The 24,651-nt window shown below is 59.7% G+C and carries 21 protein-coding genes; 12 read left to right on the top strand and 9 right to left on the bottom strand.

What is annotated here, in order from left to right; all coding sequences use genetic code 11:
* Nucleotides 1-2: 2 nt before the first annotated feature.
* Together prpF and prpD are read left to right on the top strand one after the other, a co-directional pair.
* Nucleotides 3-1,193, top strand: a complete 1,191-nt coding sequence (gene prpF, locus L8K08_RS08870) for a 2-methylaconitate cis-trans isomerase PrpF (RefSeq protein WP_242195923.1) — start codon at nt 3-5, stop codon at nt 1,191-1,193.
* Nucleotides 1,194-1,426: 233 nt separating this feature from the next.
* Complete coding sequence (prpD, locus tag L8K08_RS08865; RefSeq protein WP_242195918.1) at nt 1,427-2,911, top strand: 2-methylcitrate dehydratase; 1,485 nt, start codon at nt 1,427-1,429, stop codon at nt 2,909-2,911.
* 156 nt (nt 2,912-3,067) lie between these two features.
* Here prpD and L8K08_RS08860 read toward each other — a convergent pair whose 3' ends face one another.
* Entirely contained in the window at nt 3,068-4,387 is a 1,320-nt protein-coding gene (locus L8K08_RS08860) for a nitrate/sulfonate/bicarbonate ABC transporter ATP-binding protein (RefSeq protein ID WP_145159151.1), read from the bottom strand.
* 14 nt (nt 4,388-4,401) lie between these two features.
* The gene (locus L8K08_RS08855) at nt 4,402-6,147 is read right to left on the bottom strand and encodes an ABC transporter permease subunit (protein ID WP_242195915.1); all 1,746 of its coding nucleotides are present in this window, start codon (nt 6,145-6,147) and stop codon (nt 4,402-4,404) included.
* A gap of 330 nt (nt 6,148-6,477) precedes the next feature.
* On the opposite strand from L8K08_RS08855, the gene L8K08_RS08850 reads away from it, so the two are divergent.
* The gene (locus tag L8K08_RS08850) at nt 6,478-7,440 is read left to right on the top strand and encodes a hypothetical protein (protein WP_242195913.1); all 963 of its coding nucleotides are present in this window, start codon (nt 6,478-6,480) and stop codon (nt 7,438-7,440) included.
* Nucleotides 7,441-7,499: 59 nt separating this feature from the next.
* On the opposite strand, the gene L8K08_RS08845 is transcribed toward L8K08_RS08850, so the two are convergent.
* Genes L8K08_RS08845 through L8K08_RS08825 form a run of 5 tightly spaced genes read right to left on the bottom strand, consistent with a single transcriptional unit; the run spans nt 7,500 to nt 12,988 of the window.
* Nucleotides 7,500-8,231 carry an alanyl-tRNA editing protein gene (locus L8K08_RS08845; RefSeq protein ID WP_242195910.1) on the bottom strand — a complete coding sequence of 244 codons (732 nt, stop codon included), beginning with the start codon at nt 8,229-8,231 and terminating at the stop codon, nt 7,500-7,502.
* A gap of 2 nt (nt 8,232-8,233) precedes the next feature.
* Complete coding sequence (locus L8K08_RS08840) at nt 8,234-9,226, bottom strand: serine O-acetyltransferase (RefSeq protein ID WP_106576296.1); 993 nt, start codon at nt 9,224-9,226, stop codon at nt 8,234-8,236.
* A gap of 37 nt (nt 9,227-9,263) precedes the next feature.
* On the bottom strand, nt 9,264-10,178 hold the full coding sequence (locus L8K08_RS08835; RefSeq protein ID WP_242195907.1) for a PLP-dependent cysteine synthase family protein: 915 nt from the start codon (nt 10,176-10,178) through the stop codon (nt 9,264-9,266).
* Nucleotides 10,179-10,193: 15 nt separating this feature from the next.
* Entirely contained in the window at nt 10,194-12,056 is a 1,863-nt protein-coding gene (moeB, locus tag L8K08_RS08830) for a molybdopterin-synthase adenylyltransferase MoeB (RefSeq protein WP_242195904.1), read from the bottom strand.
* Between the two features lie 38 nt (nt 12,057-12,094).
* The gene (locus L8K08_RS08825; protein ID WP_164487959.1) at nt 12,095-12,988 is read right to left on the bottom strand and encodes an EamA family transporter; all 894 of its coding nucleotides are present in this window, start codon (nt 12,986-12,988) and stop codon (nt 12,095-12,097) included.
* 160 nt (nt 12,989-13,148) lie between these two features.
* Between L8K08_RS08825 and L8K08_RS08820 the strand changes: the two genes are divergently transcribed.
* The gene (locus tag L8K08_RS08820) at nt 13,149-14,573 is read left to right on the top strand and encodes a PLP-dependent aminotransferase family protein (protein ID WP_106576709.1); all 1,425 of its coding nucleotides are present in this window, start codon (nt 13,149-13,151) and stop codon (nt 14,571-14,573) included.
* Between the two features lie 127 nt (nt 14,574-14,700).
* On the opposite strand, the gene L8K08_RS08815 is transcribed toward L8K08_RS08820, so the two are convergent.
* Nucleotides 14,701-15,519: a pyruvate, water dikinase regulatory protein gene (locus L8K08_RS08815; protein WP_058412273.1), complete on the bottom strand. Its 819-nt coding sequence runs from the start codon at nt 15,517-15,519 to the stop codon at nt 14,701-14,703.
* A gap of 178 nt (nt 15,520-15,697) precedes the next feature.
* Here L8K08_RS08815 and ppsA point away from each other — a divergent pair, with 178 nt between their 5' ends.
* The 8 genes from ppsA (at nt 15,698) to L8K08_RS08775 (ending at nt 23,839) form a co-directional block, all read left to right on the top strand.
* On the top strand, nt 15,698-18,073 hold the full coding sequence (gene ppsA / locus L8K08_RS08810) for a phosphoenolpyruvate synthase (protein ID WP_106576300.1): 2,376 nt from the start codon (nt 15,698-15,700) through the stop codon (nt 18,071-18,073).
* 105 nt (nt 18,074-18,178) lie between these two features.
* Nucleotides 18,179-19,168, top strand: a complete 990-nt coding sequence (locus L8K08_RS08805) for an alpha/beta fold hydrolase (protein WP_242195901.1) — start codon at nt 18,179-18,181, stop codon at nt 19,166-19,168.
* 230 nt (nt 19,169-19,398) lie between these two features.
* Entirely contained in the window at nt 19,399-19,890 is a 492-nt protein-coding gene (rraA, locus tag L8K08_RS08800; RefSeq protein WP_145159137.1) for a ribonuclease E activity regulator RraA, read from the top strand.
* 25 nt (nt 19,891-19,915) lie between these two features.
* Nucleotides 19,916-20,911, top strand: a complete 996-nt coding sequence (locus tag L8K08_RS08795; RefSeq protein ID WP_145159135.1) for a zinc transporter ZntB — start codon at nt 19,916-19,918, stop codon at nt 20,909-20,911.
* Nucleotides 20,912-20,997: 86 nt separating this feature from the next.
* The gene (locus L8K08_RS08790) at nt 20,998-21,243 is read left to right on the top strand and encodes a hypothetical protein (protein WP_005790375.1); all 246 of its coding nucleotides are present in this window, start codon (nt 20,998-21,000) and stop codon (nt 21,241-21,243) included.
* A 2-nt stretch (nt 21,244-21,245) separates the two neighbouring features.
* Nucleotides 21,246-22,070, top strand: a complete 825-nt coding sequence (locus tag L8K08_RS08785; protein ID WP_003193288.1) for a mechanosensitive ion channel domain-containing protein — start codon at nt 21,246-21,248, stop codon at nt 22,068-22,070.
* 87 nt (nt 22,071-22,157) lie between these two features.
* A complete protein-coding gene (gene sigX, locus L8K08_RS08780; protein ID WP_034120675.1) occupies nt 22,158-22,748 on the top strand; it encodes an RNA polymerase sigma factor SigX in 591 nt (196 codons plus the stop codon).
* Between the two features lie 107 nt (nt 22,749-22,855).
* Nucleotides 22,856-23,839, top strand: a complete 984-nt coding sequence (locus tag L8K08_RS08775; protein WP_106576304.1) for an OmpA family protein — start codon at nt 22,856-22,858, stop codon at nt 23,837-23,839.
* A gap of 60 nt (nt 23,840-23,899) precedes the next feature.
* Here L8K08_RS08775 and cobA read toward each other — a convergent pair whose 3' ends face one another.
* Complete coding sequence (gene cobA, locus L8K08_RS08770; protein ID WP_242195898.1) at nt 23,900-24,643, bottom strand: uroporphyrinogen-III C-methyltransferase; 744 nt, start codon at nt 24,641-24,643, stop codon at nt 23,900-23,902.
* Between the last annotated feature and the right edge of the window lie 8 nt (nt 24,644-24,651).

Here is a 24,651-nt window from a genome sequence, read left to right as displayed (position 1 = left end):
CCATGGCACACGCAGCGCAAATCAAGATTCCCGCCACCTACATGCGTGGCGGCACCAGCAAGGGCGTGTTTTTCAGCCTCAAGGACCTGCCCGAAGCCGCGCAGGTGCCGGGTGCCGCGCGCGACGCTTTGCTGTTGCGGGTGATCGGCAGCCCCGATCCCTACGACAAGCAAATCGACGGCATGGGCGGCGCCACTTCGAGCACCAGCAAAACCGTGATCCTCGCCAAGAGCACCCGCGCCGATCATGACGTGGACTACTTGTTTGGCCAGGTCTCCATCGACAAGCCTTTTGTCGATTGGAGCGGCAACTGCGGCAACCTGTCGGCAGCGGTGGGTTCGTTCGCCATCAGCGCCGGGCTGGTCGACCCCGCCCGCGTGCCGCGCAACGGCGTGGCCGTGGTGCGGGTCTGGCAGGCCAATATCGGCAAGACCATCATCGCCCATGTGCCGATCACCGACGGCGCGGTGCAGGAAACCGGCGACTTTGAGCTCGACGGCGTGACCTTCCCGGCCGCCGAAGTGCAGCTGGAGTTCATGGACCCGGCGGCGGAAGAGGAGGGCGGCGGTGGCTCGATGTTCCCCACCGGCAACCTCATCGACGACTTGGAGGTGCCCGGTGTCGGCACCTTCAAGGCGACGCTGATCAATGCGGGCATTCCGACGATTTTCATCAACGCTGAAGACCTCGGCTACACCGGCACCGAGCTGCAAGGCGCGATCAACAGCGACCCCAAAGCCCTGGCGATGTTTGAGACCGTGCGGGCCTATGGCGCATTGCGCATGGGCCTGATCAAGCATCTTGACGAAGCCGCCCAGCGTCAGCACACGCCCAAGGTCGCCTTTGTGGCCAAGCCTTCGGACTACGTGGCGTCCAGCGGCAAGGCCATCAAGGCCGGTGATGTGGATTTGCTGGTGCGCGCCTTGTCGATGGGCAAGTTGCACCACGCCATGATGGGCACGGCGGCGGTGGCGATTGGCACGGCGGCGGCGATTTCCGGCACCTTGGTCAACCTCGCAGCCGGTGGTGTCGAGCGTAATGCGGTGCGCTTCGGGCATCCGTCCGGCACCTTGCGTGTGGGCGCGGAGGCGACCCAGGTGAACGGCGAATGGGTGGTTAAGAAAGCCATCATGAGCCGCAGCGCGCGGGTATTGATGGAAGGTTTCGTACGCGTGCCTGGCGACGCCTTTTAATAGCCAGCACCGAACCCATGTGGGAGCGGGCTTGTGTGGGAGCGGGCTTGCTCGCGAAGACGGTGTGTCAGCTACACATAAGTTGACGGGCCCACTGCATTCGCGAGCAAGCCCGCTCCCACAAGGGGTTAAGCGGTACCCAACACTTATAAGCAGGCAATCAGACCTGCCAACACATGATCAACCCTGACCCTGAGGATGGAACAACCCCCCTAACTGTTTGGAGAACTGCCATGAGCGCCAACGTCGACCAGAACAACCGCCCCGACTACGACCAGGTCCTGCAGGACATCGCCGATTATGTCCTCGATTACCGCATCGACTCCAAGGCCGCATTGGACACCGCCCGCAACTGCCTGATGGACACCCTCGGCTGTGGCCTGCTGGCCCTGCGTTTTCCCGAGTGCACCAAGCACCTGGGGCCACTCGTCGAGGGCACCGTCGTGCCGTTCGGGGCGCGCGTGCCGGGCACTTCGTTGCGCCTGGACCCGGTCAAAGCCGCCTGGGACATCGGCTGCATCGTGCGTTGGCTCGACTACAATGACACCTGGCTCGCCGCCGAGTGGGGCCACCCTTCGGATAACCTCGGCGGCATCCTCGCCGTGGCCGACCACCTGTCGCAAAAGCGCGTGGCCAATGGCGACGCACCGCTGACCGTGCGTGCGGTGCTGGAAGCGATGATCATGGCCCACGAAATCCAGGGCGTGATCGCCCTGGAAAACTCCTTCAACCGTGTCGGCCTCGATCACGTGCTGCTGGTGAAAGTCGCCTCCACGGCGGTCTCCGCCAAGCTGATGGGCGCCAACCGCGAGCAGTTGCTCGCAGCGTTGTCCCATGCGTTTGTCGACGGCCATGCACTGCGCACTTATCGCCACGCGCCTAATGCGGGCTCGCGCAAATCCTGGGCGGCTGGCGATGCGTCGAGCCGTGGCGTGCGCCTGGCCGATATCGCCTTGCGCGGCGAGATGGGCATTCCCGGTGTGTTGAGTGCGCCGCAGTGGGGGTTCTATGACGTGCTGTTCAGTCACACCAACAACGACCTGGCGCTCAAGCCTGAGGACAAGCGCGCGTTCAGCCTGTCGCAGCCCTACGGCACTTATGTGATGGAAAACGTCCTGTTCAAGATCAGCTTCCCGGCCGAATTCCATGCGCAAACCGCCTGCGAAGCCGCAGTGACCTTGCACCCGCAGGTCAAAGCTCGCCTGCATGAAATCGAGCGCATTGTGATCACCACCCATGAGTCGGCGATTCGCATCATCTCCAAGGTCGGCCCGTTGGCCAACGCCGCCGACCGCGACCACTGCCTGCAATACATGACCGCGGTGCCGCTGGCCTTCGGCAATCTGGTGGCCGAGCAGTACGAGGACGCGTTTCACGCGGCCCACCCGATCATCGATGAGCTGCGCCAGAAGATGGTGATCGTCGAAGACCCACGCTACAGCCGCGAATACCTGGAGGCCGACAAGCGCTCCATCGCCAACGCGGTGCAAGTGTTTTTCAAGGATGGTTCCAGCACCGAGCAGGTGGCGGTGGAGTACCCGATCGGCCATCGTCGGCGTCGGGTGGATGGCATTCCATTGCTGGAGGACAAGTTCAAGGCCAACCTGGCGACCCGGTTTACCGCGCAGCGCAGTGCCGAGATTTTTGCCCTGTGCAAGGATCAGGCGAAGCTTGAGGCCACGCCAGTGAATCGGTTTGTGGACCTGTTTGTGATCTGAACACCACCACAACACTCACTGTGTAAACCCAATCAATGTGGGAGCTGGCTTGCCTGCGATAGCATCACCTCGGTGTATCTGAAAGACCGAATTGCCTGCATCGCAGGCAAGCCAGCTCCCACATTTGCCCTGTGTGCTCAATAAAAAGTGTTCGGTTTACATACTGCCTTCCACATCATCCAGGCTGAAGGTCTCGGTATGGTCGTCATAGGAGAAAATCTCCGCATACCGACCCCACGCCACCACGCTTTCCAGGGTTTTTTGCACAAAGGCTTCGGTCATCGAGTCCTCCAGTTCCTGCTCGAAGCGCACCCGTGGCGCGCGGTGCCCGCTGCGCTCAAGCAATACCTGATGAATGCGCGCGGCCAATGGCACGTGCCGGATCAAATGCTCGGCGAACAGGGTTTTGCGTTCCTGGGTGCCGTAGTCGGCGAACAGTTTGCCGGCGTCGGTGAGGGTGATGTCGGCGCCCTTGAGTTCGGCGAAACCCAAATGCTCGAGCATCTCGGCCACCGGGAATAAATCGTCCACTTCCAGCAGGCGGCGCTCGGCCACCGTGGGCAAGCCTGCGTGGCCGTTGTAAGGCTCGGCGGCCAGGGTTTCGATCAGACCGGCCATCAGGTTGGTCGACACTTCCGGCAGCAGGCTGCCCATTTTCAGCTCGGGGATGCCTTTGGCGTCGGCGCTGCGCCGGTCGGTCATCAAGGCATAAATGTCGTCGACCATTTGCCGAAAGGTCGGGTCCAGGCGGTTGCGCGGGTGCGCAAATGGCACCTTGATTTCGGCGACCACCCGGCCCGGGTTGGACGACAGCACCAGGATGCGGTCGCACATCAGCACCGCTTCTTCGATGTTGTGGGTCACGATCAGGATCGATTTGATCGGCAGTTGCTTGCCGCTCCACAGGTCCAGCAAGTCGGTGCGCAGGGTTTCGGCGGTGAGCACGTCGAGGGCCGAGAAGGGTTCGTCCATCAGCAGCAGCGTCGGGTTGACCACCAGGCCACGGGCAAAACCCACGCGCTGGCGCATGCCGCCGGACAACTCGCGCGGGTAGGCGTTTTCAAAACCGTCCAGGCCGATCAGGTCGATGGCAGCCAGGGCACGGCGGCGGCTTTCCTTGCGCTCGACTTGCAAGGCTTGCAGGCCGGCTTCCACGTTTTCCAGCACGGTCAGCCAGGGGAACAGCGCAAAGGTCTGGAACACCATGGCCACACCTTCGGCCGGGCCGTTGAGCGGGGCGCCGTTGTAGCGCACTTCGCCCGACGACGGCTGAATCAGCCCGGCGATGATGCGCAGCAAGGTGGACTTGCCCGAGCCGGAGCGGCCGAGCATGCCGACGATCTCGCCTTCGTGCAGGCTCAAGTCCACGCCGCTGAGCACTTGCAGCTCGTCTTTGCCCTTGCCGAAAACCCGGTTGACGTTTTTCAGCGAGTAGATTTGCGGGGTATCAGCAGCGTGTTCGGTATTGGTATTCATCACAGCGAATCCCGTCAATTCAAGCGAAGTTTGTTTTCAGCCAGGGCGTACATCGGCCGCCAGACTGCGCGGTTGAAGGCCACCACAAAGATCGACATCACCACCACGCCCAGGGCGATTTTCGGGAAGTCGCCGGCGGCGGTGGTCTGTGCAATGTAGGCGCCCAGCCCGTGGGCGACCACGTTGTCCTGGCCCCAGGACACGTACTCGGAAACGATACTGGCGTTCCACGCGCCGCCCGAAGCGGTAATGGCGCCGGTAACGTAATAGGGGAAGATCCCCGGCAGCATCACCTTGCGCCACCACAACCAGCCGCGGATGCGGAAGTTGGCGGCAGCTTCCTTGAAGTCATTGGGAAACGCGCTGGCCCCGGCGATCACGTTAAACAGGATGTACCACTGGGTACCCAGCACGATCAGCGGGCTCAGCCAGATGTCCGGGTTGAGCTTGTAGTGCAGGATCACGATGACGAATACCGGGAACAGCAGGTTCGCCGGGAAGGCGGCGAGGAACTGCGCCAGTGGCTGGATTTTCTCCGCAAGGCGGGGGCGCAGGCCGATCATCACGCCCAGCGGCACCCAGATGAGTGATGCGATCAGGATCAGCCCGGTTACCCGCAGCAGGGTGATCAGGCCCAACACGAACACGTGGCCGACCTCGGCAAAGGTCACTTCGGTGCCGACGTACTGCACGATGTGATACAGCGCATAAGCGGCCAGCAGCGCTATGAGTGTGCCCCACACCCAATCGATCACTTTTGAGGCCTTTGGTGTTTCTGCCGGCAACGCCTTGAGCGCACTGCCCGCGAGGCTGAAACGCTTGTTACCGATACGGCTGATGGCACGGGTGATCGGGCGCAGGATGCGCTGAACCACGCGCGTGCGCTGGATCAGGTTCAACAGCCAGGATTGCGGCGCGGCGCCCTGAGAGGCCGTGGTCTCCATGCGGAACTTGTCGGCCCAGGCCACCAGCGGACGGAACAGGAACTGGTCATACATCAGGATGACCACAATCATCGCCAGGATCACGTAACCCACGGCGTGCAGGTCTTTCTGGGCAATGGCCAGGGCCAGGTAAGAACCCACGCCCGGCAGGGTGATGGTCTTGTCGCCGACGGTAATGGCTTCGGAGGCGACCACAAAAAACCAGCCGCCGGACATGCTCATCATCATGTTCCACACCAGCCCGGGCATGGCGAAGGGCACGTCGAGCTTCCAGAACTTCTGCCAGCCGGAAAGCCGCAGGTTGGTCGACACTTCGACCAGGTCGTGGGGCAGCATGCGCAGCGACTGGTAGAAGCTGAACGTCATGTTCCAGGCCTGGCTGGTGAAGATCGCAAAGATCGCCGCGAACTCGGCGCCCAGCACACGCCCGGGAAACAGCAACAGGAAAAACGTCACGGTAAAAGAGATATAGCCGAGCACCGGCACCGATTGCAGGATGTCGAGCACCGGCACCAGCAGTTTCTCGGCACGCCGGCTTTTGGCGGCCAGGGTGCCGTACAACAGGGTGAAGACCAGCGCGGCGACCATCGCCGCCAGCATGCGCAGGGTGGTGCGCATGGCGTATTCCGGCAGGTTGGCCGGGTCCAGAGAGATGACTTCACTTTGCAACGTGGCGATTGGTGCCCAGGTTTCCCGCGCAGTAATGGAGAAAAACAATAAAAAGCCGATCACCAAAGGCAAGGCGACCAAATCCCAGCGATTGGGTAGCAAGCGCAGCGTGGACGCCGGTAAATAGTGACGAAACACTCTGTTCATAGGCAGTCAGTCCTGCAGCGTTCAGGGGCGTGATGGGAGTGAGCTTAGCTGCTGCACGAATGACCCACCGAGAAGGGCGGGCGCTGTTTTCGTGAGTCAGGGGCAACGAGGCGTTGCAGGCGGGATTGTACGTTTCTGAATGTTACAAGCACATAAATTTGCTGTCAGTTTCCTGTACGAACTGCGGCTTATGTGTTGGTGCGCCGGGCGTCCGCCCCTGACACAAGCGCAAGGCACCGCTGTTTTTGCCTGAGATACAAATAGCCACTTACCCGCCCTACGGTTCCGGAACCCTCTTTCAGAGAAACGCCAATCAGGTAACCAGACGGCGTGCGAACGCAGGCCTTCAAATCGGCAATCACGACTTCACTACCTGAATCTGGGAAGGTCCCTATGACTAGCGTAAATACTCGGCCAGCACCCTACACGGTTGGCTATGAACAGCCTCAAAAGCCGTCGCCCATCAGCTACCAGGACAGCGCCCGCGCCTCCGAACGAGCCAGTACCCAGCCCGATTCGGCGCCGCTGCGCCCTGCGATGACGCCCGAGCAGCGCGGCCAGTTCTCAAGCCACAGCGCGATCGTGAACGCGCCACCTTCACAGGGTTCGGAGGCGACGGACTCGCTGGCAGAACTGACGCAAAAAAATATGGCGCTTCGTGCCAAGTTCCAGGGGTTTGCCGCTGAGGTTGGGCCACAGATTCAGAGCCTCCAACAGCAAGTTGTCGACCTGACCCAGCAACTCAATACACCCCGTGAAGCCACTCAACCCTCCTCGAATCAGCCTGAGGCTACGCCGCAGAACCGTTCTGCAGGTGAGCAGCACACTGCGCCGTCGCAGGCTTCGCCGGTTACACCGAACCCATCGGGGACTGAGCCGGGCCAGGCTCAAAGTCTTGAAGCGTTGAACCGTGAGAGCCAAGCGTTTCGCCAGGAAGTGTTAGCGTTTTTCGGGGAGCTCAAGACGGTGATTCAGCAACTGCAAGAGCAAATCCAGGGCTTGGCTCAACGCATTGACGCGATTGGCACGCCTCAGAACGCGGTGCCTTCTGAGCCGGAAAATTCTGCTCCTGGTCCGTCACCCGACGCAGCGGCCCCCGCGAATGACCCAACGTCGGCCCCGAGCGATGAGCCAGAAGCGACTGCTGCGCGTGGCGTTGAAGCACTCATGAGTGAAAACGCACAGCTGCAGGCCGGGCTTGATCAAATGGAAGCACAGTTCAAGGCGGTGATTGCGCAGCTTCAAGCGCAGATCGAGACCTTGAGCAAGAAAATCAGCGAGCAAAAGCAATAAGGGCTGCACCGCGTCGGCCTTGTATGGGGGCACCCCATACGGGCCGCGTCAGGGTTGATCTATCCCTCGAACCGCAGGATCACCCGGCGGTTGTGCTTGCTCTTCTTTTCGATTTTCTCGCAGAACACCCGGCCGATTTCCTCGGTGTTGATCACATGGGTGCCACCGCATGGCTGGATATCGATGCCGGCGATTTCAATTACCCTCACCGAACCCTGGATCACCGGCGGCGCTACTGCCTGGGTACGGGTGATCTGCAGCAGGGTTGAGTACTCCGAGGCGGGCATCGACAGGGTTTTCACCACGTGGGCCTGCTCGATCAGGGCGTTGAGGTCGCGGGTGATGCTGTCTTTATCGAGGGTCATTTCCGGCAAGTCGAAATCCAGCCGGCCTTTGTCTGCGCCGATGCTGCAACCGGTGACGGGGGCATCAATGATCGAGCACAGCAAATGCAGGCAGGTGTGCATCTTCATATGTTGGTAGCGGCGCTCCCAGTCCAGACCCGCGTCTACCTGCACCCCGGCAATCAACTGCGGCGGGCACTCTTGGACTTGATGCCAGATGATCGAACGCAGCACCGGGTCGCGTACGGTGCCGATCACTTCGACGCGCGTGCCATCGGCCAGTGTCAGGTGCCCGGTGTCGCCCGGCTGGCCGCCGCCGGTGGGGTAGAACAGCGTGTGCTCCAGGGCAATGCCGTGTTCGCTGACCGCAATCACCCGCGCGCTGAAGGCATTCTGGTAGGGCGCGCTGTCGAACAGCGCCAGGGTTTCCATGGTGTGCACGGACATGTTCAACCTCCGACAATCAGTGGGCTGGCTTGCAACAGGTGACGCACCATCGCACTCAAGCCAGGGGGGGAGAGCAGGGTGATTTCAAATTCCGGCCCGCAGATTTTCAGGTTCAGCGGCAAGCGTGGCAGTTGCTCGCCGACATCGAGGCGGCGCAGGCGAAACTGCAGGTGATGACGCTCTTTCACCGTGGGCTCCAGCATCAGCCCCTGCAACGGGTGAAAGTCGGCGTCGAGCACCGTGACCTTGTGGCTGGCATTCACTTCGCCGACCACGTGCAAACGCTCGTCCAGGGCGAAAGCCCCGAGGTAGTTGCTGTGGTCTGACTCATCGTTTTTCTGCAGTTGAACCTGATTGACCACCTTGACCTTGGTACCGGCAGGCACGTCCTGGGTGATGACACACGAAGGGCTGATAAACACGTTGTCGCCGATCAGCACATACCCCAACACGCGGGCGCCGGCGCCGACCTCGACGTTGTTGCCCAGGCGCGGGTGGCGTTTGCCATCCGGGTTGTTGGCGATCCCGCGGGCGCCCAGTGTCACGCCGCAGAGGATGTAGCAGTCGTTGCCGATCTCGCAGGTTTCGCCGATCACTGTGCCGTAACCGTGGTCCAGCACGAAGCGCCGGCCTATGCGCGCAGCGGGATGGATCTCGGCTCCAGAGAGAATTTTGCCCTGGTTGCTGAGCTTGAGAGCCATGCGCGAAAACTCGCCATTGGTTTGATCGGGGAAATGCCATACCAGGTGCGCAAGGCGGTAGAACAGCACGGCCTTGAACGAGGCATAGGATTCCAGAATCAACTCGCCGCGCCCGCGTGACGCCGGGTCGCGGTAGGCATAGGCGATCAAGTCTTCGGCCACCGCCTGGGCGGCGTTCTGGATCAGCGGCGCCAGGTGCGGTTCCAGCTGCTTGATCTGCGCAGGCGTCAGGGTCTTGATGAGGTGGGTGAGCAACTCATCGTGCAGCTGTTGCATGTCGATAAAGCCCCCCATGGAGGCACCCCCGCGTTCTGGATGGTTGGGAAACCGGTTATTCGAAACTGGGCAGGTAGCTGTCAGCATTGTCGTAGACCATGGTCAACACCACCGTTTCGGGCGGCAGTTCGGGGGCGAGTTGGGCGATGGCGACCATGTTGGCGGCCGAGGACAAGCCCAGGCTGATGGCGTCGGTGCGCATGATGCGTTTGATCATGTCGATGCAGGCCTGGTGCGACACCTTGAGCATGCCGTCGATCACGTCCAGGTTGAGAATGCTCGGGATCAAGCCAATCGACAGGCCCTGGATATGGTGCGGCGCGTGCTGGTTTTTCAGCAGGTCGCATTCCTCCGGCTCCACGCCCATGACCCGCAGTGCAGGCCAGGCGGCCTTGAGCGTTTCGCCGATGCCCGTGAGGTGGCCGCCGGTGCCGATGCCGCTGACGAAATAATCCACGCGCCGTTCACCGAACGCGCGGAGGATTTCCGGGGCGGTGGTGTCGCGGTGGGTTTGCGGATTGGCGCCGTTACGCTGCTGGTTGAGCATCACGTAGCTGGGGTTTTCGAGCTGCAGCTCCATGCACTTTTCGCCGTGGGAATTGTTCCCCAGGCGGCTGTCCGACAGCACCACCTTGGCACCATACAGGCGCAGCAGTTTCTGTTTTTCGGGGCTGTAGTTGTCCGGGATCACCAGCACCACTTTGTAACCCAACACGTTGCCGGCCATCACCAGTCCAATGCCGGTGTTGCCGCCGCTGGGCTCGATGATGGTTTGCCCGGAATAGCGCATCAGCACGCCGCGGCGCTCGGCGTCGAGGATCATGCCCAGCGCAATGCGTGCCTTGTGGCTGCCACCTGGGTTGAGGGATTCCAGCTTGGCGTAGACCTCGATGCCAAGGTCTTCGGAAAACTGCGCCAGACGCACGATCGGTGTGTGGCCGATCACGTCAAGAATGGAGTTATGCAACATCGCTCAGCCCCCGGATCAGTACAAAGGCATGTCGGGTTCGACGTCGCGAACCCAGTGTTTCATGCCGCCCTGCAGGACTTTGGTGTTGGCGAAACCGGCGGCCAGCAAGGTGCTGGCGGCTTGCTCGGCGCGGGAGCCGGCGTAGCAGATCAGGTAATGGGTATTGTCGCGGCTGAGGCTGTGCAGTTGCTCATCCAGTTCGGCCAGGGGGATATGCACCACGCCCGGCAGTTTGCACACCTCCAGCTCAGTGGCGTCACGCACGTCCAGCAGCACATCGGCGCTGCGCTGGTGTTCAAGCACTTGCTTGAGTACTCGCGGCTTGATGTAGCGTTCTTCGGCCAGGGACGGTTGGCTGGGCACGGCATCGGCGCACACTGTCGGCGCCACCGGTTCGCTGCGACGCAGCGCCGAACAGCACGGGCAGTCGGCGCGGCGCTTGAAGCGGATTTCGCTGAATTTCATCGCCAGCGCATCGAAGCGCATCAATCGACCGGACAGCGGCTCGCCGATGCCGATCAGCAATTTGATGGCCTCGGTGGCTTGAATCATGCCAACCACACCTGGCAATACGCCGATTACGCCGCCGGCGCTGCAGTTGGGTGCCAGCTCGGCAGGCGGTGCTGAGGGGAACAGGCAGCGGTAGCACGGCCCACCTTTATAGTTGAGCACGCTGATCTGCCCGTCGAAGCGGTAGATGGCGCCGTAGACCAGAGGCTTACCCAGCTGCACGCAGGCGTCGTTGACCAGGTAACGCGTGTCGAAATTATCGGTGCCATCGATCACCAGATCGTAGGCGCCCACCAGTTCCAGGGCGTTGTCGGCGTTGAGGGCAGTGTTGTGCGCGTTGATCTGCATGTGCCGGTTCAGATCCTGCAGGCGCTGTTTGGCCGACTCGACCTTGGGCATGCCCAGTGTGCTGTTGCCGTGAACGATCTGGCGTTGCAGGTTGCTGCTTTCCACCACATCGAAGTCCACCAGGCCCAGGGTGCCAATGCCGGCCGCCGCCAGGTACAGGCTGATGGGCGAGCCGAGGCCGCCGGTGCCGATGATCAATACCTTGGCCTTTTTCAGGTTCAACTGACCTTCGCGCCCGACGCCTGGCAGAGTGATATGGCGCACGTAGCGCTGCACTTCTTCGTTGCTTAAAGCCTCGACGTCCATGCCGCCCGAGGTGGCGAGCAGCACTTCGATTCTGGCTTTTTCCGGCAAGGGCTCGTCGGCGTCGACCAGTTCTTCCTCGGCCGTGAACAGGAAGTGTTCCTTGAGCTGATTGTTCTTCTCGTGAAACAGGTGCGGGCGCAGCTGCGGGTGGCTGCTGCAGAGGTTTTCAATGACTTCGCGCAATGTCGATCCGGTGCCCTCGAGGGTCGATTCCGGCAGCTTGGCCACGCGAACCAGAATGTCGGGGAAAGAGACAGCGTTCATGGACAACTCCGTGTGCAGGTCGTTGAAGGGTTGAGGGGCGAAATGCTTGCCGTCCCAGGCAAACAGCTTTGAGCCCAGGGCCTTGCCCTGGCGTACGTCCACCACCAGGTAGCTCACGGGGTAGATCGGCTCACCCAGGAACAGTGCCTTGTCCTGGTCTTCGTCACTGAAGTAGGCGCCGACATCCGGGTGCGAGTGATAAATCACCACTACCGGGTTATCACTGCGCAACGCCTTGTTCATCAGCAGGGTGTCGGCTACCGAGAAGGTGTAGCCGTTGGCCGCGCTGCGCGCGTACATCTGGGGGTTCTTGCGGTGTAATTCGTTCTGGATATTGCTGCCCAGGTACACGCTGCCGTCGGCGAAGACAAAACCACAGCATTCCTCTGGGTAGCTGCGGCTGGCGTGGGCATAGATCTGCTCCAGGGCGTTGGGGCGGAGGACGTCCATGTTTCTCTCGCGTTGCTGATAGGGGTGGGTCAGGAGGCTCAATTTTTCTTGGCCAGGAGTTTTTCGACAGGCAGCTTGGTGATCGCGAAACCAGCCAGCAGGATGGCGGAGTACAGCATCAGGTCGCGGGAAATTTCCACGCCTTCGTACCAGGCGCCGATGATCACCGCGAATACCGGGAAGATGATGAACACGAACGACAGAATGATCGGACTCAAGCGCTTGAGCAGCATGAAATACACGATAAACCCGCCCACCGACGCCACCAGCCCCAGGTAGAACAGCGCGCTCCAGGAACGCAGCGTGATGGTTTCGAAGGTGGGTGTTTCAAACCACAGGCCGGCCACAAACAGCATCAACCCGGCAATGCCGATGGGCAGCGTGTTGTAGGTGATCACGCTGATGGCGCTGCCTTTTTGCTTGGTAATGACGTAGCACAAGGCATGCATGATCGCGGCGGTCAGAATCGCCAGCACCCCGAAGAATTCAGCATGGTCCAAGTGCAGGCCCTGGCTCTTGATGATCATGTAGAGGCTGCCGAAACCGATGCCGATGCCGACCACCTGGGAAAAATAGATGCGTTCGCGCAGAAACAGCGCGGAGAAAATCAGGATAAACACCGGCATGCAGCTGAACAGCAGCGCGGTGAGGCCGGAAGAGACATGCATCTCGCCGTAGTTGAGCAGGTAATAGGGAACGCTGAAGTAGGACAGTGTCACGAATACGAAGAACCAGCGGCTTTCGCGCGGGAACAGGATGGGCTCACGGCGCACCAGGGCGAAACACAGGAACAACGGGAAGGCGATCAGGAAGCGCAGGCCCGCCGAGGTCAGCGGTGGCACGCTCTCGACGGCGATCTTAATCCCCAGCCACGTAGTGCCCCAACTCAGGCACACGATAAGAAACATCACGCTGGTTACCAGGCCGGCCAACCACTGTTTCTGAGTTTTTGTTTTTGTTGTGTTTTCAAGAACGGCGGACATTGGCATCGTTTATTGCTTCCCTGAGCCGGAATTGAACTCTATATTGACTGTGTATTAAGTTGTTTCATTCGGTGATTGAACCCGTAAAAGCACACTATTAGGGCGAATGATGGCTGTCAAAACAAATATTGACATGGTGTCAATTATGCGTGAGGGGTTGTCCAGCGGTCAGGGCGTGAAGTACAAGCGCCTGTCCGATGTGATGGAACGAGGCATCCTCGAAGGCTTGATTGAACCCGGACGAAAACTGCCGCCCCATCGGGTGCTTTCCGACAATCTGGGTGTAACCATCGGCACTATCAGCCGAGCCTACGGCGAACTTGAACGCCTCGGGTTGGTGGTGGCGCGGGTGGGTGACGGCACTTTCGTTCGCAAGCGTGGGATGGAGCGCCAGCGTGATGAAGGTTTTCGCAACGTCAGCGAGGAGCCGCGCCATTACTTCGACATGAGCCGTAACATGCATATTCCTGGTCAGGAGACGGTGTTTCTGGCCCAGAGCTTCCAAACCTTGTCGACCAACGCCAAGTTCCTCCAGGACATCAGCGCCTACACCCCGGATGCCGGTTTGCCGCGCTACCGTGAGGCCGGGGCGCAGTGGCTTGTGCAGCGTGATTTTCACCCGATTCCCGAGCAGGTCATCTGCGTCAATGGCGGCCAGCATGGCCTGCTGTGCGCGATGATGGCATTGCTGCGGGCGGGCGATACGGTGGTCACCGAACAGCTGACCTATCCCGGGCTGATCACGGCCGCGCGCATGCTCGGCGTGCGCCTGATCGGCCTGGAGATGGACGAAGAAGGCGTGTTGCCGGGCGCGCTGGATGAAGTCTGTCGTAATCACCGGGTTTCGGCGTTGTACTGCACGCCCACCATCCAGAACCCGACCACAGCGGTGTTGTCGGTCGCGCGCCGGGAAGCGTTGGTCAAAGTGTGTCGCGAGCACAATCTGCTGATTCTTGAAGACGAAGCCCACGGCGTATTGGTAGAAGATCGGCCGCCGCCCCTCAGCCATTTCGCGCCTGAACGTACGATTTTGATCAGTAGCCTGAGCAAGGCGGTGTCCGCGGGGTTGCGGGTGGGCTACGTGCATGCGCCACCGGCGCTGGTCAGTCGTATTTCGGCGGCCTTGCGCTCGACGTGCTGGATGGCCACGCCAGTGACTCTGGAGCTGGCGACCCAGTGGATCGAAAACGGCACGGCGGAATACTTGCTACGTCAGCAGATCAACGAGATCAGCCGCCGCAAAGCCCTGGTGCGCGACCTGCTGACCGGCCTGGAGTACCGCACCCACCTCAACAGCCCGCATTTTTGGATTGAAGTGCCGGAGCCCTGGCGCGCGTCGGAAATCGAGGCGGAACTTAAGCAGAATAATTACCTGATCGCCACGGCCGAAGCCTTTGCGGTAGGGCAAACGGCGGTGCCGCAGTTTATTCGGGCGAGTATCTGTAATACGTCGGGTGACGATCAGTTGTTGCGGGCTGGGTTCGATGCGCTGGCGACGGCGTTGGGGCAGGGTGGTGGCAGGTTTCACCTGTAGGCAGGTTTACCGCGTTATCGTTCATCGCAAGCCAGCCAGCTCCCACATTTGAATGCATTCCAGTGTTGGAACTCGGTCAAATGTGGGCGCGGGCTTGCCAGCGAAGGCGTCAGTTCAGACAGCGCAGTTATTTGAACCTGCGCTCTACACCCTTCTCCACCAAAATCTTCGCCGAAATCTCTTCCACCGAAAAATGCGTGGAATTGATGTGCGCAATATTTTCGCGACGGAACAGATTTTCCACCTCGCGCACTTCGAACTCGCACTGTGCGTAGCTGGAGTAGCGGCTATTGGGCTTGCGTTCGTTACGAATCGCCGTGAGGCGGTCTGGGTCAATGGTCAGGCCGAACAGCTTGTGCTGGTGCGCGCGCAGGGCGGCCGGCAGCGTCAGGTGTTCCATGTCGTCTTCGGTCAGCGGGTAATTGGCGGCGCGGATACCGAACTGCATGGCCATGTACAGGCACGTCGGGGTTTTGCCGCAGCGGGACACGCCCACCAGGATCAAATCGGCCTTGTCATAGTAATGAGTGCGGGCGCCGTCATCGTTGTCGAGGGCAAAGTTGACCGCCTCGATACGCTCCATATAGTTGGAGTTGTGGCCAATGGAATGGGACTTTCCTACTGAGTAGGAGGAGTGTTCACTCAACTCTTGTTCCAGTGGCGCCAGGAACGTGGAGAAGATGTCGATCATGAAACCATTGGAAGTGGCGAGGATCTCACGGATGTCTTGATTGACGATGGTGTCGAAAATGATCGGACGAAAACCGTCTTTTTCGGCCGCCAGATTGATTTGTTGTACCATGGCTCGCGCTTTATCCACGCTGTCGATATAGGGCCGCGTGAATTTGGCGAAGGTAATGTTTTCGAACTGCGCGAGCAGGCTCTGACCCAATGTTTCGGCTGTGATGCCGGTGCCGTCGGAGATAAAGAAAGCAGATCGTTTCATTTGAGCCCTGGGCCTTAAGCTGATGGCGAATCTTGGATATGATAGGCGCGATTTTGCCGTCCCGCAGTGGGCCGCATTCTCACTTATTTTCCAGGTCCAGGCCACAAGCGCTGGCGTTTGCTCCTACTGAGCCGCTGGCGTCCTGAGCTTTTCCAACACAGAAAGTGGAGAGATCACCTTGGTAGAGTACGTAGTTTCCCTCGATAAGCTCGGCGTCCATGATGTAGAGCATGTGGGGGGCAAGAACGCATCCCTCGGCGAGATGATCAGTAATCTTGCAGGCGCTGGTGTCTCGGTGCCCGGTGGTTTCGCCACCACGGCCCAGGCTTACCGCGACTTCCTCGAGCTGAGCGGCCTCAACGCCCAGATCCACGCCGCGCTGGACGCCCTGGACGTCGATGACGTCAACGCCCTGGCCAAGACCGGTGCCCAGATCCGTCAATGGATCATGGACGCCGAGTTCCCCGAGAAGCTCAACGAAGAAATCCGCACCGCCTTCGCTACATTGTCGGCCGGCAACCCGGACATGGCCGTTGCCGTGCGCTCCTCGGCCACCGCCGAAGACTTGCCGGATGCCTCCTTTGCCGGTCAGCAGGAAACCTTCCTGAATATCCGCGGCGTCGAAAACGTCATCCGCGCCGCCAAGGAAGTGTTCGCCTCGCTGTTCAACGACCGCGCCATTTCCTACCGCGTACACCAAGGTTTCGACCACAAGCTGGTGGCTTTGTCTGCCGGCGTGCAGCGCATGGTGCGTTCGGAAACCGGCACCGCCGGCGTGATGTTCACCCTGGACACCGAATCCGGTTTCCGTGACGTGGTGTTCATCACCGGCGCCTACGGCCTGGGCGAAACCGTCGTGCAGGGCGCGGTCAACCCGGACGAATTCTACGTACACAAACACACGCTTGAGGCCGGTCGCCCGGCGATCCTGCGCCGCAACCTGGGCAGCAAGGCCATCAAGATGATCTACGGCGACGAGGCCAAGGCCGGTCGCTCGGTAAAAACCGTTGAAGTCGACAAGGCCGAGCGCGCGCGTTTCTGCCTGACCGACGCTGAGGTCAGCGAGTTGGCCAAGCAAGCGATGATCATCGAAAAGCACTACAAGTGCCCGATGGACATCGAGTGGGCCAAGGACGGTGATGACGGCAAGCTGTACATCGTGCAGGCGCGTCCTGAAACCGTGAAAAGCCGCACTTCCGCCAACGTCATGGAACGCTACCTGCTGAAAGAAACCGGCACCGTGCTGGTGGAAGGCCGTGCCATCGGCCAGCGCATCGGCGCCGGCAAGGTGCGGATCATCAAGGACGTGTCCGAGATGGACAAAGTCCAGCCGGGCGACGTGCTGGTGTCCGACATGACCGACCCGGACTGGGAGCCGGTGATGAAACGCGCCAGCGCCATCGTCACCAACCGGGGCGGGCGTACTTGCCACGCGGCGATCATTGCGCGTGAGCTGGGCATTCCTGCGGTGGTGGGCTGCGGCAACGCGACCCAACTGTTGAAAGACGGCCAGGGCGTGACCGTATCCTGCGCTGAAGGCGACACCGGTTTCATCTTTGAAGGTGAGCTGGGCTTCGACATCAAGCAAAACTCCATCGATGCCATGCCGGATCTGCCGTTCAAGATCATGATGAACGTCGGCAACCCGGATCGCGCCTTTGATTTCGCGCAGTTGCCGAACGCCGGTGTGGGCCTGGCCCGCCTGGAATTCATCATCAACCGCATGATCGGCGTGCACCCCAAGGCCCTGCTGAACTACGACGGCCTGCCGCTGGACATCAAGGAAAGCGTCGACAAGCGCATCGCCGGCTACAACGACCCGGTGGGCTTCTACGTCGAGAAGCTGGTGGAAGGCATCAGCACCCTGGCGGCGGCGTTCTACCCGAAAAAGGTCATCGTGCGCCTGTCGGACTTCAAGTCCAACGAATACGCCAACCTGATCGGCGGCAAGCTCTACGAGCCGGAAGAAGAAAACCCGATGCTGGGCTTCCGTGGCGCCTCGCGTTATATCAGCGAGGCCTTCCGCGACTGCTTCGAGCTTGAGTGCCGTGCTCTCAAGCGCGTGCGCAATGAGATGGGCCTGACCAACGTCGAGATCATGGTGCCGTTCGTGCGTACCTTGGGCGAGGCGAGCCAAGTGGTCGACCTGCTCGCAGAAAACGGCCTGAGCCGTGGTGAAAACGGCCTGCGCGTCATCATGATGTGCGAGCTGCCGTCCAACGCCATTTTGGCCGAAGAGTTCCTGGAGTTCTTCGACGGTTTCTCCATTGGCTCCAACGACCTGACTCAGCTGACCCTGGGCCTGGACCGCGACTCGGGGATCATTGCCCACCTGTTCGATGAGCGTAACCCTGCGGTCAAAAAGCTGCTGGCCAACGCCATCCAGGCCTGTAATAAGGCTGGCAAGTACATCGGCATCTGCGGCCAGGGCCCTTCCGACCACCCGGACCTGGCCAAATGGCTGATGGAACAGGGTATCGAAAGCGTCTCGCTGAACCCCGATTCCGTGCTGGAAACCTGGTTCTTCCTGGCGGAAGGGCAAGCGTCCGCCTAAGTCGTGACTTAAAAAGTGCCGGTCACGCCTCAAGGGTGACCGGCACTCTTATCTGTGCAGGGCGGAACTCCTTCCGGACGCCGCCCTTTTTTGTGCAAGAGCATTATGCAAAGCAGCAGCAACCTGTTTCCCGTCGCCCTGATCAGTGCTGAACGTCGCGGCGACCTGAGTGAAGATGTGTATCGCCTCAAACCCGGCAACAGCCCCGACGGCACCGTCGAGCTGGCCGTGACGCGTTTGGGCCTGGCCGATGTCCCGGAAAACCGGGGCACGCCGGTCATTTTGTTGCACGGTAGTTTTTCCAACCGACGTTTCTGGTACTCGCCCAAAGGCATCGGTTTGGGCGCTTATCTGGCGCGCCAGGGCTTTGATGTGTGGATCGCGGAAATGCGCGGGCATGGCTTGTCCAAGCGCAACCAGGACTACGCGAAGAATCGCGTCGCCGACTACGCGTGTTACGATTTGCCGGCCATCGGCGCGTTTGTGCGTGAGCAAAGTGCACAAATCCCGCACTGGATCGGGCATTCCCTGGGCGGCACCGCACTGGCTGCGGCCCTCGGCGGGCAGCACCTGGGGGCGCCAGTGGTGGCCTCGGTGGCGTTGTTTGGTTGCCAGGTCAGCCGTACCCACTGGCCGTTGAAAATTCCACCGGTGGAGTGGACCGCTCGTTTGCTCCTGAAACGCTTTGGCGAGGTGTCCGGCGCGCGGCTCAAGCGTGGTCCGGAGGATGAACCTGCGGGCGTGATGATCGAAGCCATGCGCTGGAACGGCCTGTTCGGTCGCTTTGGCGATGGCAAACAGGATTGGTGGAAGGGCCTCGCCGAAGTCGATGTGCCGTTGTTGGCGGTGAGTGCCGCCGGTGACCAGCAGGACCCGGATTGGGCGTGCCGCAAGTTGTTCGAGCAAGTCGGCTCCGAGCACCGCCAATACCTGTGTCTGGGTCGCCAGCAGGGCTTCAGCGGGGATTTCGGGCATGTCGAGATGCTGGTCAGCAAAGCTGCTCAAGCCGAGGTATGGCCAATGGTGGTGCGGTGGTTGAACGATCCACTGACACCCTTGGCCGGGGCGTACCCGCAGGTACTGGCAGCTGTTTGATCAAGCGCTCTGCCAAGGGCGTTTCACTCGTGTGTGGTTGCGGCTAAGATATGACGCGTTAAACGCTTCTGGTCATATTCAGTCGCGCAGTCGCTATTGCGTTGCGACGAAGCGAGTCCGATCATGGCCGCCGCCAACCGGTGAACCGTTAAAGATTGCCTGTTGCGACGCGTTTTTCTGATGTACACCGTGGGATGTTCGACCTCTTCTTTGATGACAGGAGTTTCTCGATGAACCATTACGTGACGCCCGATCTGTGCGACGCCTACCCGGAGCTGGTGCAGGTGGTTGAGCCGATGTTCAGTAATTTCGGTGGCCGGGATTCCTTTGGCGGCGAGATCGTCACCATCAAATGCTTCGAGGACAACTCCCTGGTCAAGGAACAGGCCGATCAGCCGGGCGCCGGCAAGGTGCTGGTGGTCGACGGTGGTGGCTCCCTGCGTCGCGCGTTGCTCGGCGACATGATTGCCGAGAAAGCCGCAAAAAACGGCTGGGAAGGGCTGGTGATCTACGGCTGCATCCGGGATGTCGATGTCATTGCCCAAACCGATTTGGGTGTACAGGCGCTGGCCACTCACCCGATGAAGACCGACAAGCGCGGCATTGGCGACCTGAACGTGGTGGTGACCTTCGCCGGCGTGACGTTCCGCCCCGGTGAATACATTTATGCGGACAATAACGGCGTGATCGTCTCGCCCAGCCCGCTGAAAATGCCTGAATAAACTGCTGTTGCCGATAGGGGTGAGGATGTTCGAGGAAGAAAACGCGCAATGGGGGCTGGTGCATGCCCTGGTGCTGGACGGTAAAGGCGGTGCGCGTTCGATTGCCCGGACTGAGCTCGACGACTTGCAACTTCAGCCTCAGGAAAGCCTGTGGCTGCATTGGGATCGCAGCCATCCGCAGACCCAGACCTGGCTGCGTAAGTCCAGCGGCTTGAGCGAGTTTGCCTGCGATTTGCTGCTGGAGGAAAACACCCGTCCGCGCCTGTTGCCGCTGCCCGAAGCCCAATTGCTGCTGTTTCTGCGCGGGGTCAACCTGAACCCGGGCGCCGAGCCGGAAGACATGGTGTCGGTGCGGATCTTCGCAGCGGCTGATCGCGTGATTTCCTTGCGCCTGCGTCCGCTGCGCGCAACCGATGAGTTGCTGGTGCAACTGGCGGAGGGCAAAGGGCCGAAAACCGCTTCGGAACTCATCCTTTATATGGCGCAGTACCTGACCAACAAAGTGCAGGATCTGGTTACCGATCTGTCTGAAGTCGTCGATATCGAAGAAGAAAAATTGGATGCCGACGAACGGTATACTCCGGAACATGGCAGCGTCCTGCAGATCCGTCGACGCGCGGCGGGGCTCAAGCGTTTCCTCGCCCCTCAGCGAGATATTTTTGCCCAGCTGACGCGAACCAAATTGCCGTGGTTTTGTGATGACGATGCTGACTACTGGAACGAATTACACAACAGCCTGACGCGTTACCTGGAAGAGCTCGAATTGGCTCGAGAGCGCGTGGGGCTTGTGCTTGAGACCGAAGACCGGCGATTGAGCCTGCGGATGAATCGCACCATGTACCGCTTCGGTATCATCACCGGGATTTTTTTGCCGATGAGTTTTCTCACCGGTTTGCTGGGGATAAATGTGGGCGGGATTCCGTTCTCCGCCAGTCCCTACGGATTCATGATTGCGTGCCTGATGATGGTGGTCGTCGCCTTGGGACAATGGTGGCTATTTCGACGATTGCGCTGGGTTTGACCTGAATATGACCTGAACGTAGTAGGGGGTACATGTGACCCCAGGAATTTAACCCTCGTCTTTTAAATCACTTGCGAGAGGTCTTTATGCACGATCCGTTCGAACAGTCATTGCGTGACATGCTTAATGCTTCGCCGTCCAACCGTGACGACGACGCCTGCCTGGGTCGCGTGTTGAAAACCGCCAACCGTCAGGTAGGTGCGGGAGATCTGTTCGGGCTGCTCGGTCGTTGGCTGCCGGCGCTGATGATGGCTCTGAACAATGGTTCGGCCCATGTGTCGCCGGTTTCCCGTCGTAAACCTCTTGCTCGCACTGCTGATAAGGCTGATTGAATATGGAACTTGATCTCTGGACCCAGAGCCTGGTCACTGCGATGACTGCATTGTGGACCAAGGTGGCGAATTTCATTCCCAACCTGTTTGGTGCTCTGGTTTTGGTCTTGCTGGGCTTTGTCGTGGCCAAGCTGCTCGACACCCTGCTGTCCAAATTGCTCGCCAAACTGGGCCTGGACCGCTTGATGGCAGGCACGGGCCTGACCAAGCTGTTGGGTCGTGCCGGGCTGCAAGTGCCGATCTCGACCCTCATCGGGAAGATCGTTTACTGGTTCGTTTTACTTATTTTTCTGGTTTCTGCAGCTCAATCCCTTGGACTTGAGCGAGTTTCAGCTACGCTCGACATGCTGGCGCTGTATTTGCCGAAGGTTTTCGGCGGCGCGCTGGTGCTGCTCGTAGGCGTTTTACTGGCGCAACTGGCCAACGGGCTGGTGCGCGGAGCCGCTGAAGGTGTGGGGCTGGACTATGCTGCGGGCCTGGGGCGGATCGCTCAGGGGCTGGTGATCATCATCAGTATTTCCGTCGCGATCAGCCAGCTCGAGGTCAAAACTGACCTGCTCAACCATGTGATTGTGATTGTTTTGATTACCGTTGGTCTGGCCGTTGCGCTGGCCATGGGGTTGGGAAGCCGGGAAATTGCCGGTCAGATTCTTGCGGGAATCTATGTGCGTGAGCTGTATCAGGTTGGGCAACAGGTGCGTGTGGGCGAGGTCGAAGGGCAAATCGAGGAGATCGGCACAGTCAAGACGACCGTGCTGACCGATGACGGTGAGCTGGTATCGCTGTCCAATCGGATTCTCCTGGAGCAGCAGGTCAGTAGCCGCTAATCCGGCAAACCCTGCTAATGTACGCCGCCGCAAACCCGGGTGACCGGGCTGTAGCGGACATTGACCTGACTGTCGGCACGACTTGTTTTGAATAAAGCCCAAACGCTGTCCACGCGCTATGACCCCCGTGAGCTCTCTGATGAGGAGTTGGTCGCGCGCGCGCACACGGAGCTGTTTCACGTAACACGCGCGTACGAAGAATTGATGCGCAGATATCAACGCACTCTGTTCAACGTTTGTTCAAGGTATTTAGGGAACGATAGAGATGCGGACGATGTCTGTCAGGAAGTGATGCTCAAGGTGCTGTATGGCCTGAAGAACTTCGAGGGCAAATCGAAGTTCAAGACATGGCTCTACAGCATCACGTATAACGAGTGCATCACGCAGTATCGTAAGGAGCGGCGAAAGCGTCGGTTGATGGACGCTTTGAGTCTCGACCCCCTTGAGGAAGCGTCTGAAGAAAAGGCGCCGGCACCCGAGGAAAAGGGTGGACTTGATCGCTGGTTGGTGCATGTGAACCCAATTGACCGCGAAATTTTGGTGCTACGATTTGTCGCAGAGCTGGAGTTTCAGGAAATTGCTGACATCATGCACATGGGTTTGAGTGCTACAAAAATGCGTTACAAGCGTGCTCTTGATAAATTACGTGAGAAATTTGCGGGCGAGACTGAAACTTAGTGCGTGGCAAATATCTCTTACGTGTAGGCAAGTTCTGTTAGACTTGTCGCCGAGTTGTCCCCCGGTTTGTGGGACTGCTTTACAATCACCAGATGGGGATTTAACGGATGAAACTGAAAAACACCTTGGGCTTTGCCATTGGTTCTCTTATTGCTGCCACTTCTTTCGGCGCTCTGGCACAAGGCCAAGGCGCAGTTGAAGGCCAGCTGTTCTACAAGAAGCAGTACAACGATAGCGTTAAGCACATCGAAGACGGCTTCAACCCTGGCGCAAGCATCGGTTACTTCTTGACCGACGACGTGTCGATCAACCTGAACTACGACACTACCAACCACACCCGTTCGAACGACGGTACTGGTAGCCAGAAGATCAAAGGTGACACTGGCAGCGTGACTGCTCAGTACCACTTCGGTCAGGCCGGTGTTGACTCCCTGCGTCCATACGTTGAAGGTGGTTTCGGTCACCAGAGCCGTACCAACGTTGAAGTTGACGGCCACAAAGGTCGCGATCAGTCCACCCTGGCTATCGCTGGCGCTGGCGTGAAGTACTACTTCACCAACAACCTGTTCGCACGTGCCGGTGTTGAGTCTGACTACAACCTGGACAACGGCAAGTGGGATTACTCCGCACTGGTTGGCCTGGGTGTGAACTTCGGCGGCAACGCCGGCGCAGTAGCTCCAGCTCCTACCCCAGCACCAGCTCCAGAGCCAACTCCAGAGCCAGAAGCTCCAGTTGCTCAGGTTGTTCGTGTTGAGCTGGACGTGAAGTTCGACTTCGACAAGTCGGTTGTTAAGCCTAACAGCTACGGCGACGTGAAAAACCTCGCTGACTTCATGAAACAGTACCCACAAACCACCACCGTTGTTGAAGGTCACACTGACTCCGTCGGTCCTGACGCTTACAACCAGAAGCTGTCCCAGCGTCGTGCTGACGCGGTCAAGCAAGTTCTGGTCAAAGACGGTATCGCTCCTAACCGTGTAAGCTCGGTTGGTTATGGCAAATCCCGCCCAGTTGCTGACAACGCAACTGAAGCTGGCCGTGCTATCAACCGTCGCGTAGAAGCCTCGGTAGAAGCTCAAGCTGCTCAGTAATTACTGAGTGGTAAAAAAAAGCCCGGCTTAGGCCGGGCTTTTTTTCGTCTGGCGTTTGCTTCAGGCGCTGGCGGATACCGCCACGCATGCCGTCTGTGCAGCCGCAGCGACACTGCCGATCACCAGAATTGCCGGGCTCTTCAAGGCGAACGCCTGCGCATCCTTGTGCATCTGCCCCAACGTGCTACGGCATTCTCGCTGTTGAGGCAGCGATGCGTTTTCGATCATCGCCACCGGCATATCCTCTGCCATGGCGCTCTCCAGCAGCTGCTGACGGATCTCCTCCAGCTTCGCCACGCCCATATACACCACCAACGTCGTCCCGCTTTCGGCCAGTGCACGCCAGTTCAGGCTGCTGTTGTCCTGGGTATGTGCCGTAACGAGCGTTACACCGCGACTGACCCCACGCAACGTCAGCGGGATATCGCAGTTTGTTGCTCCGGCCAGGCCCGCCGTGATCCCGTTGACCAACTCCACATCCACACCATGTTCGCGCAACCACGTCGCTTCTTCGCCGCCACGCCCGAAAATGCATGGGTCACCCCCCTTTAATCGCACCACGCATTTGCCTTGCCGGGCATAACGCAGCATCAGGCGATGGATAAACTCCTGTGGTGTCGAACGGCAGCCACCGCGTTTGCCTACGCTGATAATCCGCGCGTTAAGGCAGTGTTCCAGCACTGCCGGGTTGACCAGGTCATCAATCAACACCACATCGGCCTCATGGAGTGCCCGTACCGCCTTCAGGGTCAGCAGTTCAGGATCACCGGGCCCGGCACCCACCAGCCAGATTTTTGCGCTCATGTTTTTCC

This window comes from Pseudomonas sp. TREG-RG-20F-10-E-6-01, assembly GCF_022662455.1.
Taxonomy (GTDB): Bacteria; Pseudomonadota; Gammaproteobacteria; order Pseudomonadales; family Pseudomonadaceae; genus Aquipseudomonas.
Note: the sequence above shows the minus strand (reverse complement) of the source record. Positions and strands in the feature narration are given on the sequence as shown.

Coding starts and splice junctions, on each gene's coding strand:
- prpD (WP_242195918.1), top strand. CDS start 1,427: ATGAGCGCCAACGTCGACCAGAACAACCGCCCCGACTACGACCAGGTC.
- L8K08_RS08815 (WP_058412273.1), bottom strand. CDS start 15,519: ATGAAACGATCTGCTTTCTTTATCTCCGACGGCACCGGCATCACAGCC.
- prpF (WP_242195923.1), top strand. CDS start 3: ATGGCACACGCAGCGCAAATCAAGATTCCCGCCACCTACATGCGTGGC.
- L8K08_RS08845 (WP_242195910.1), bottom strand. CDS start 8,231: ATGTCCGTGCACACCATGGAAACCCTGGCGCTGTTCGACAGCGCGCCC.
- L8K08_RS08775 (WP_106576304.1), top strand. CDS start 22,856: ATGAAACTGAAAAACACCTTGGGCTTTGCCATTGGTTCTCTTATTGCT.
- L8K08_RS08805 (WP_242195901.1), top strand. CDS start 18,179: ATGCAAAGCAGCAGCAACCTGTTTCCCGTCGCCCTGATCAGTGCTGAA.
- L8K08_RS08790 (WP_005790375.1), top strand. CDS start 20,998: ATGCACGATCCGTTCGAACAGTCATTGCGTGACATGCTTAATGCTTCG.
- rraA (WP_145159137.1), top strand. CDS start 19,399: ATGAACCATTACGTGACGCCCGATCTGTGCGACGCCTACCCGGAGCTG.
- L8K08_RS08835 (WP_242195907.1), bottom strand. CDS start 10,178: ATGTTGCATAACTCCATTCTTGACGTGATCGGCCACACACCGATCGTG.
- L8K08_RS08840 (WP_106576296.1), bottom strand. CDS start 9,226: ATGGGGGGCTTTATCGACATGCAACAGCTGCACGATGAGTTGCTCACC.
- L8K08_RS08855 (WP_242195915.1), bottom strand. CDS start 6,147: ATGAACAGAGTGTTTCGTCACTATTTACCGGCGTCCACGCTGCGCTTG.
- L8K08_RS08860 (WP_145159151.1), bottom strand. CDS start 4,387: ATGAATACCAATACCGAACACGCTGCTGATACCCCGCAAATCTACTCG.
- L8K08_RS08785 (WP_003193288.1), top strand. CDS start 21,246: ATGGAACTTGATCTCTGGACCCAGAGCCTGGTCACTGCGATGACTGCA.
- L8K08_RS08820 (WP_106576709.1), top strand. CDS start 13,149: ATGGCTGTCAAAACAAATATTGACATGGTGTCAATTATGCGTGAGGGG.
- moeB (WP_242195904.1), bottom strand. CDS start 12,056: ATGGACGTCCTCCGCCCCAACGCCCTGGAGCAGATCTATGCCCACGCC.
- cobA (WP_242195898.1), bottom strand. CDS start 24,643: ATGAGCGCAAAAATCTGGCTGGTGGGTGCCGGGCCCGGTGATCCTGAA.
- L8K08_RS08795 (WP_145159135.1), top strand. CDS start 19,916: ATGTTCGAGGAAGAAAACGCGCAATGGGGGCTGGTGCATGCCCTGGTG.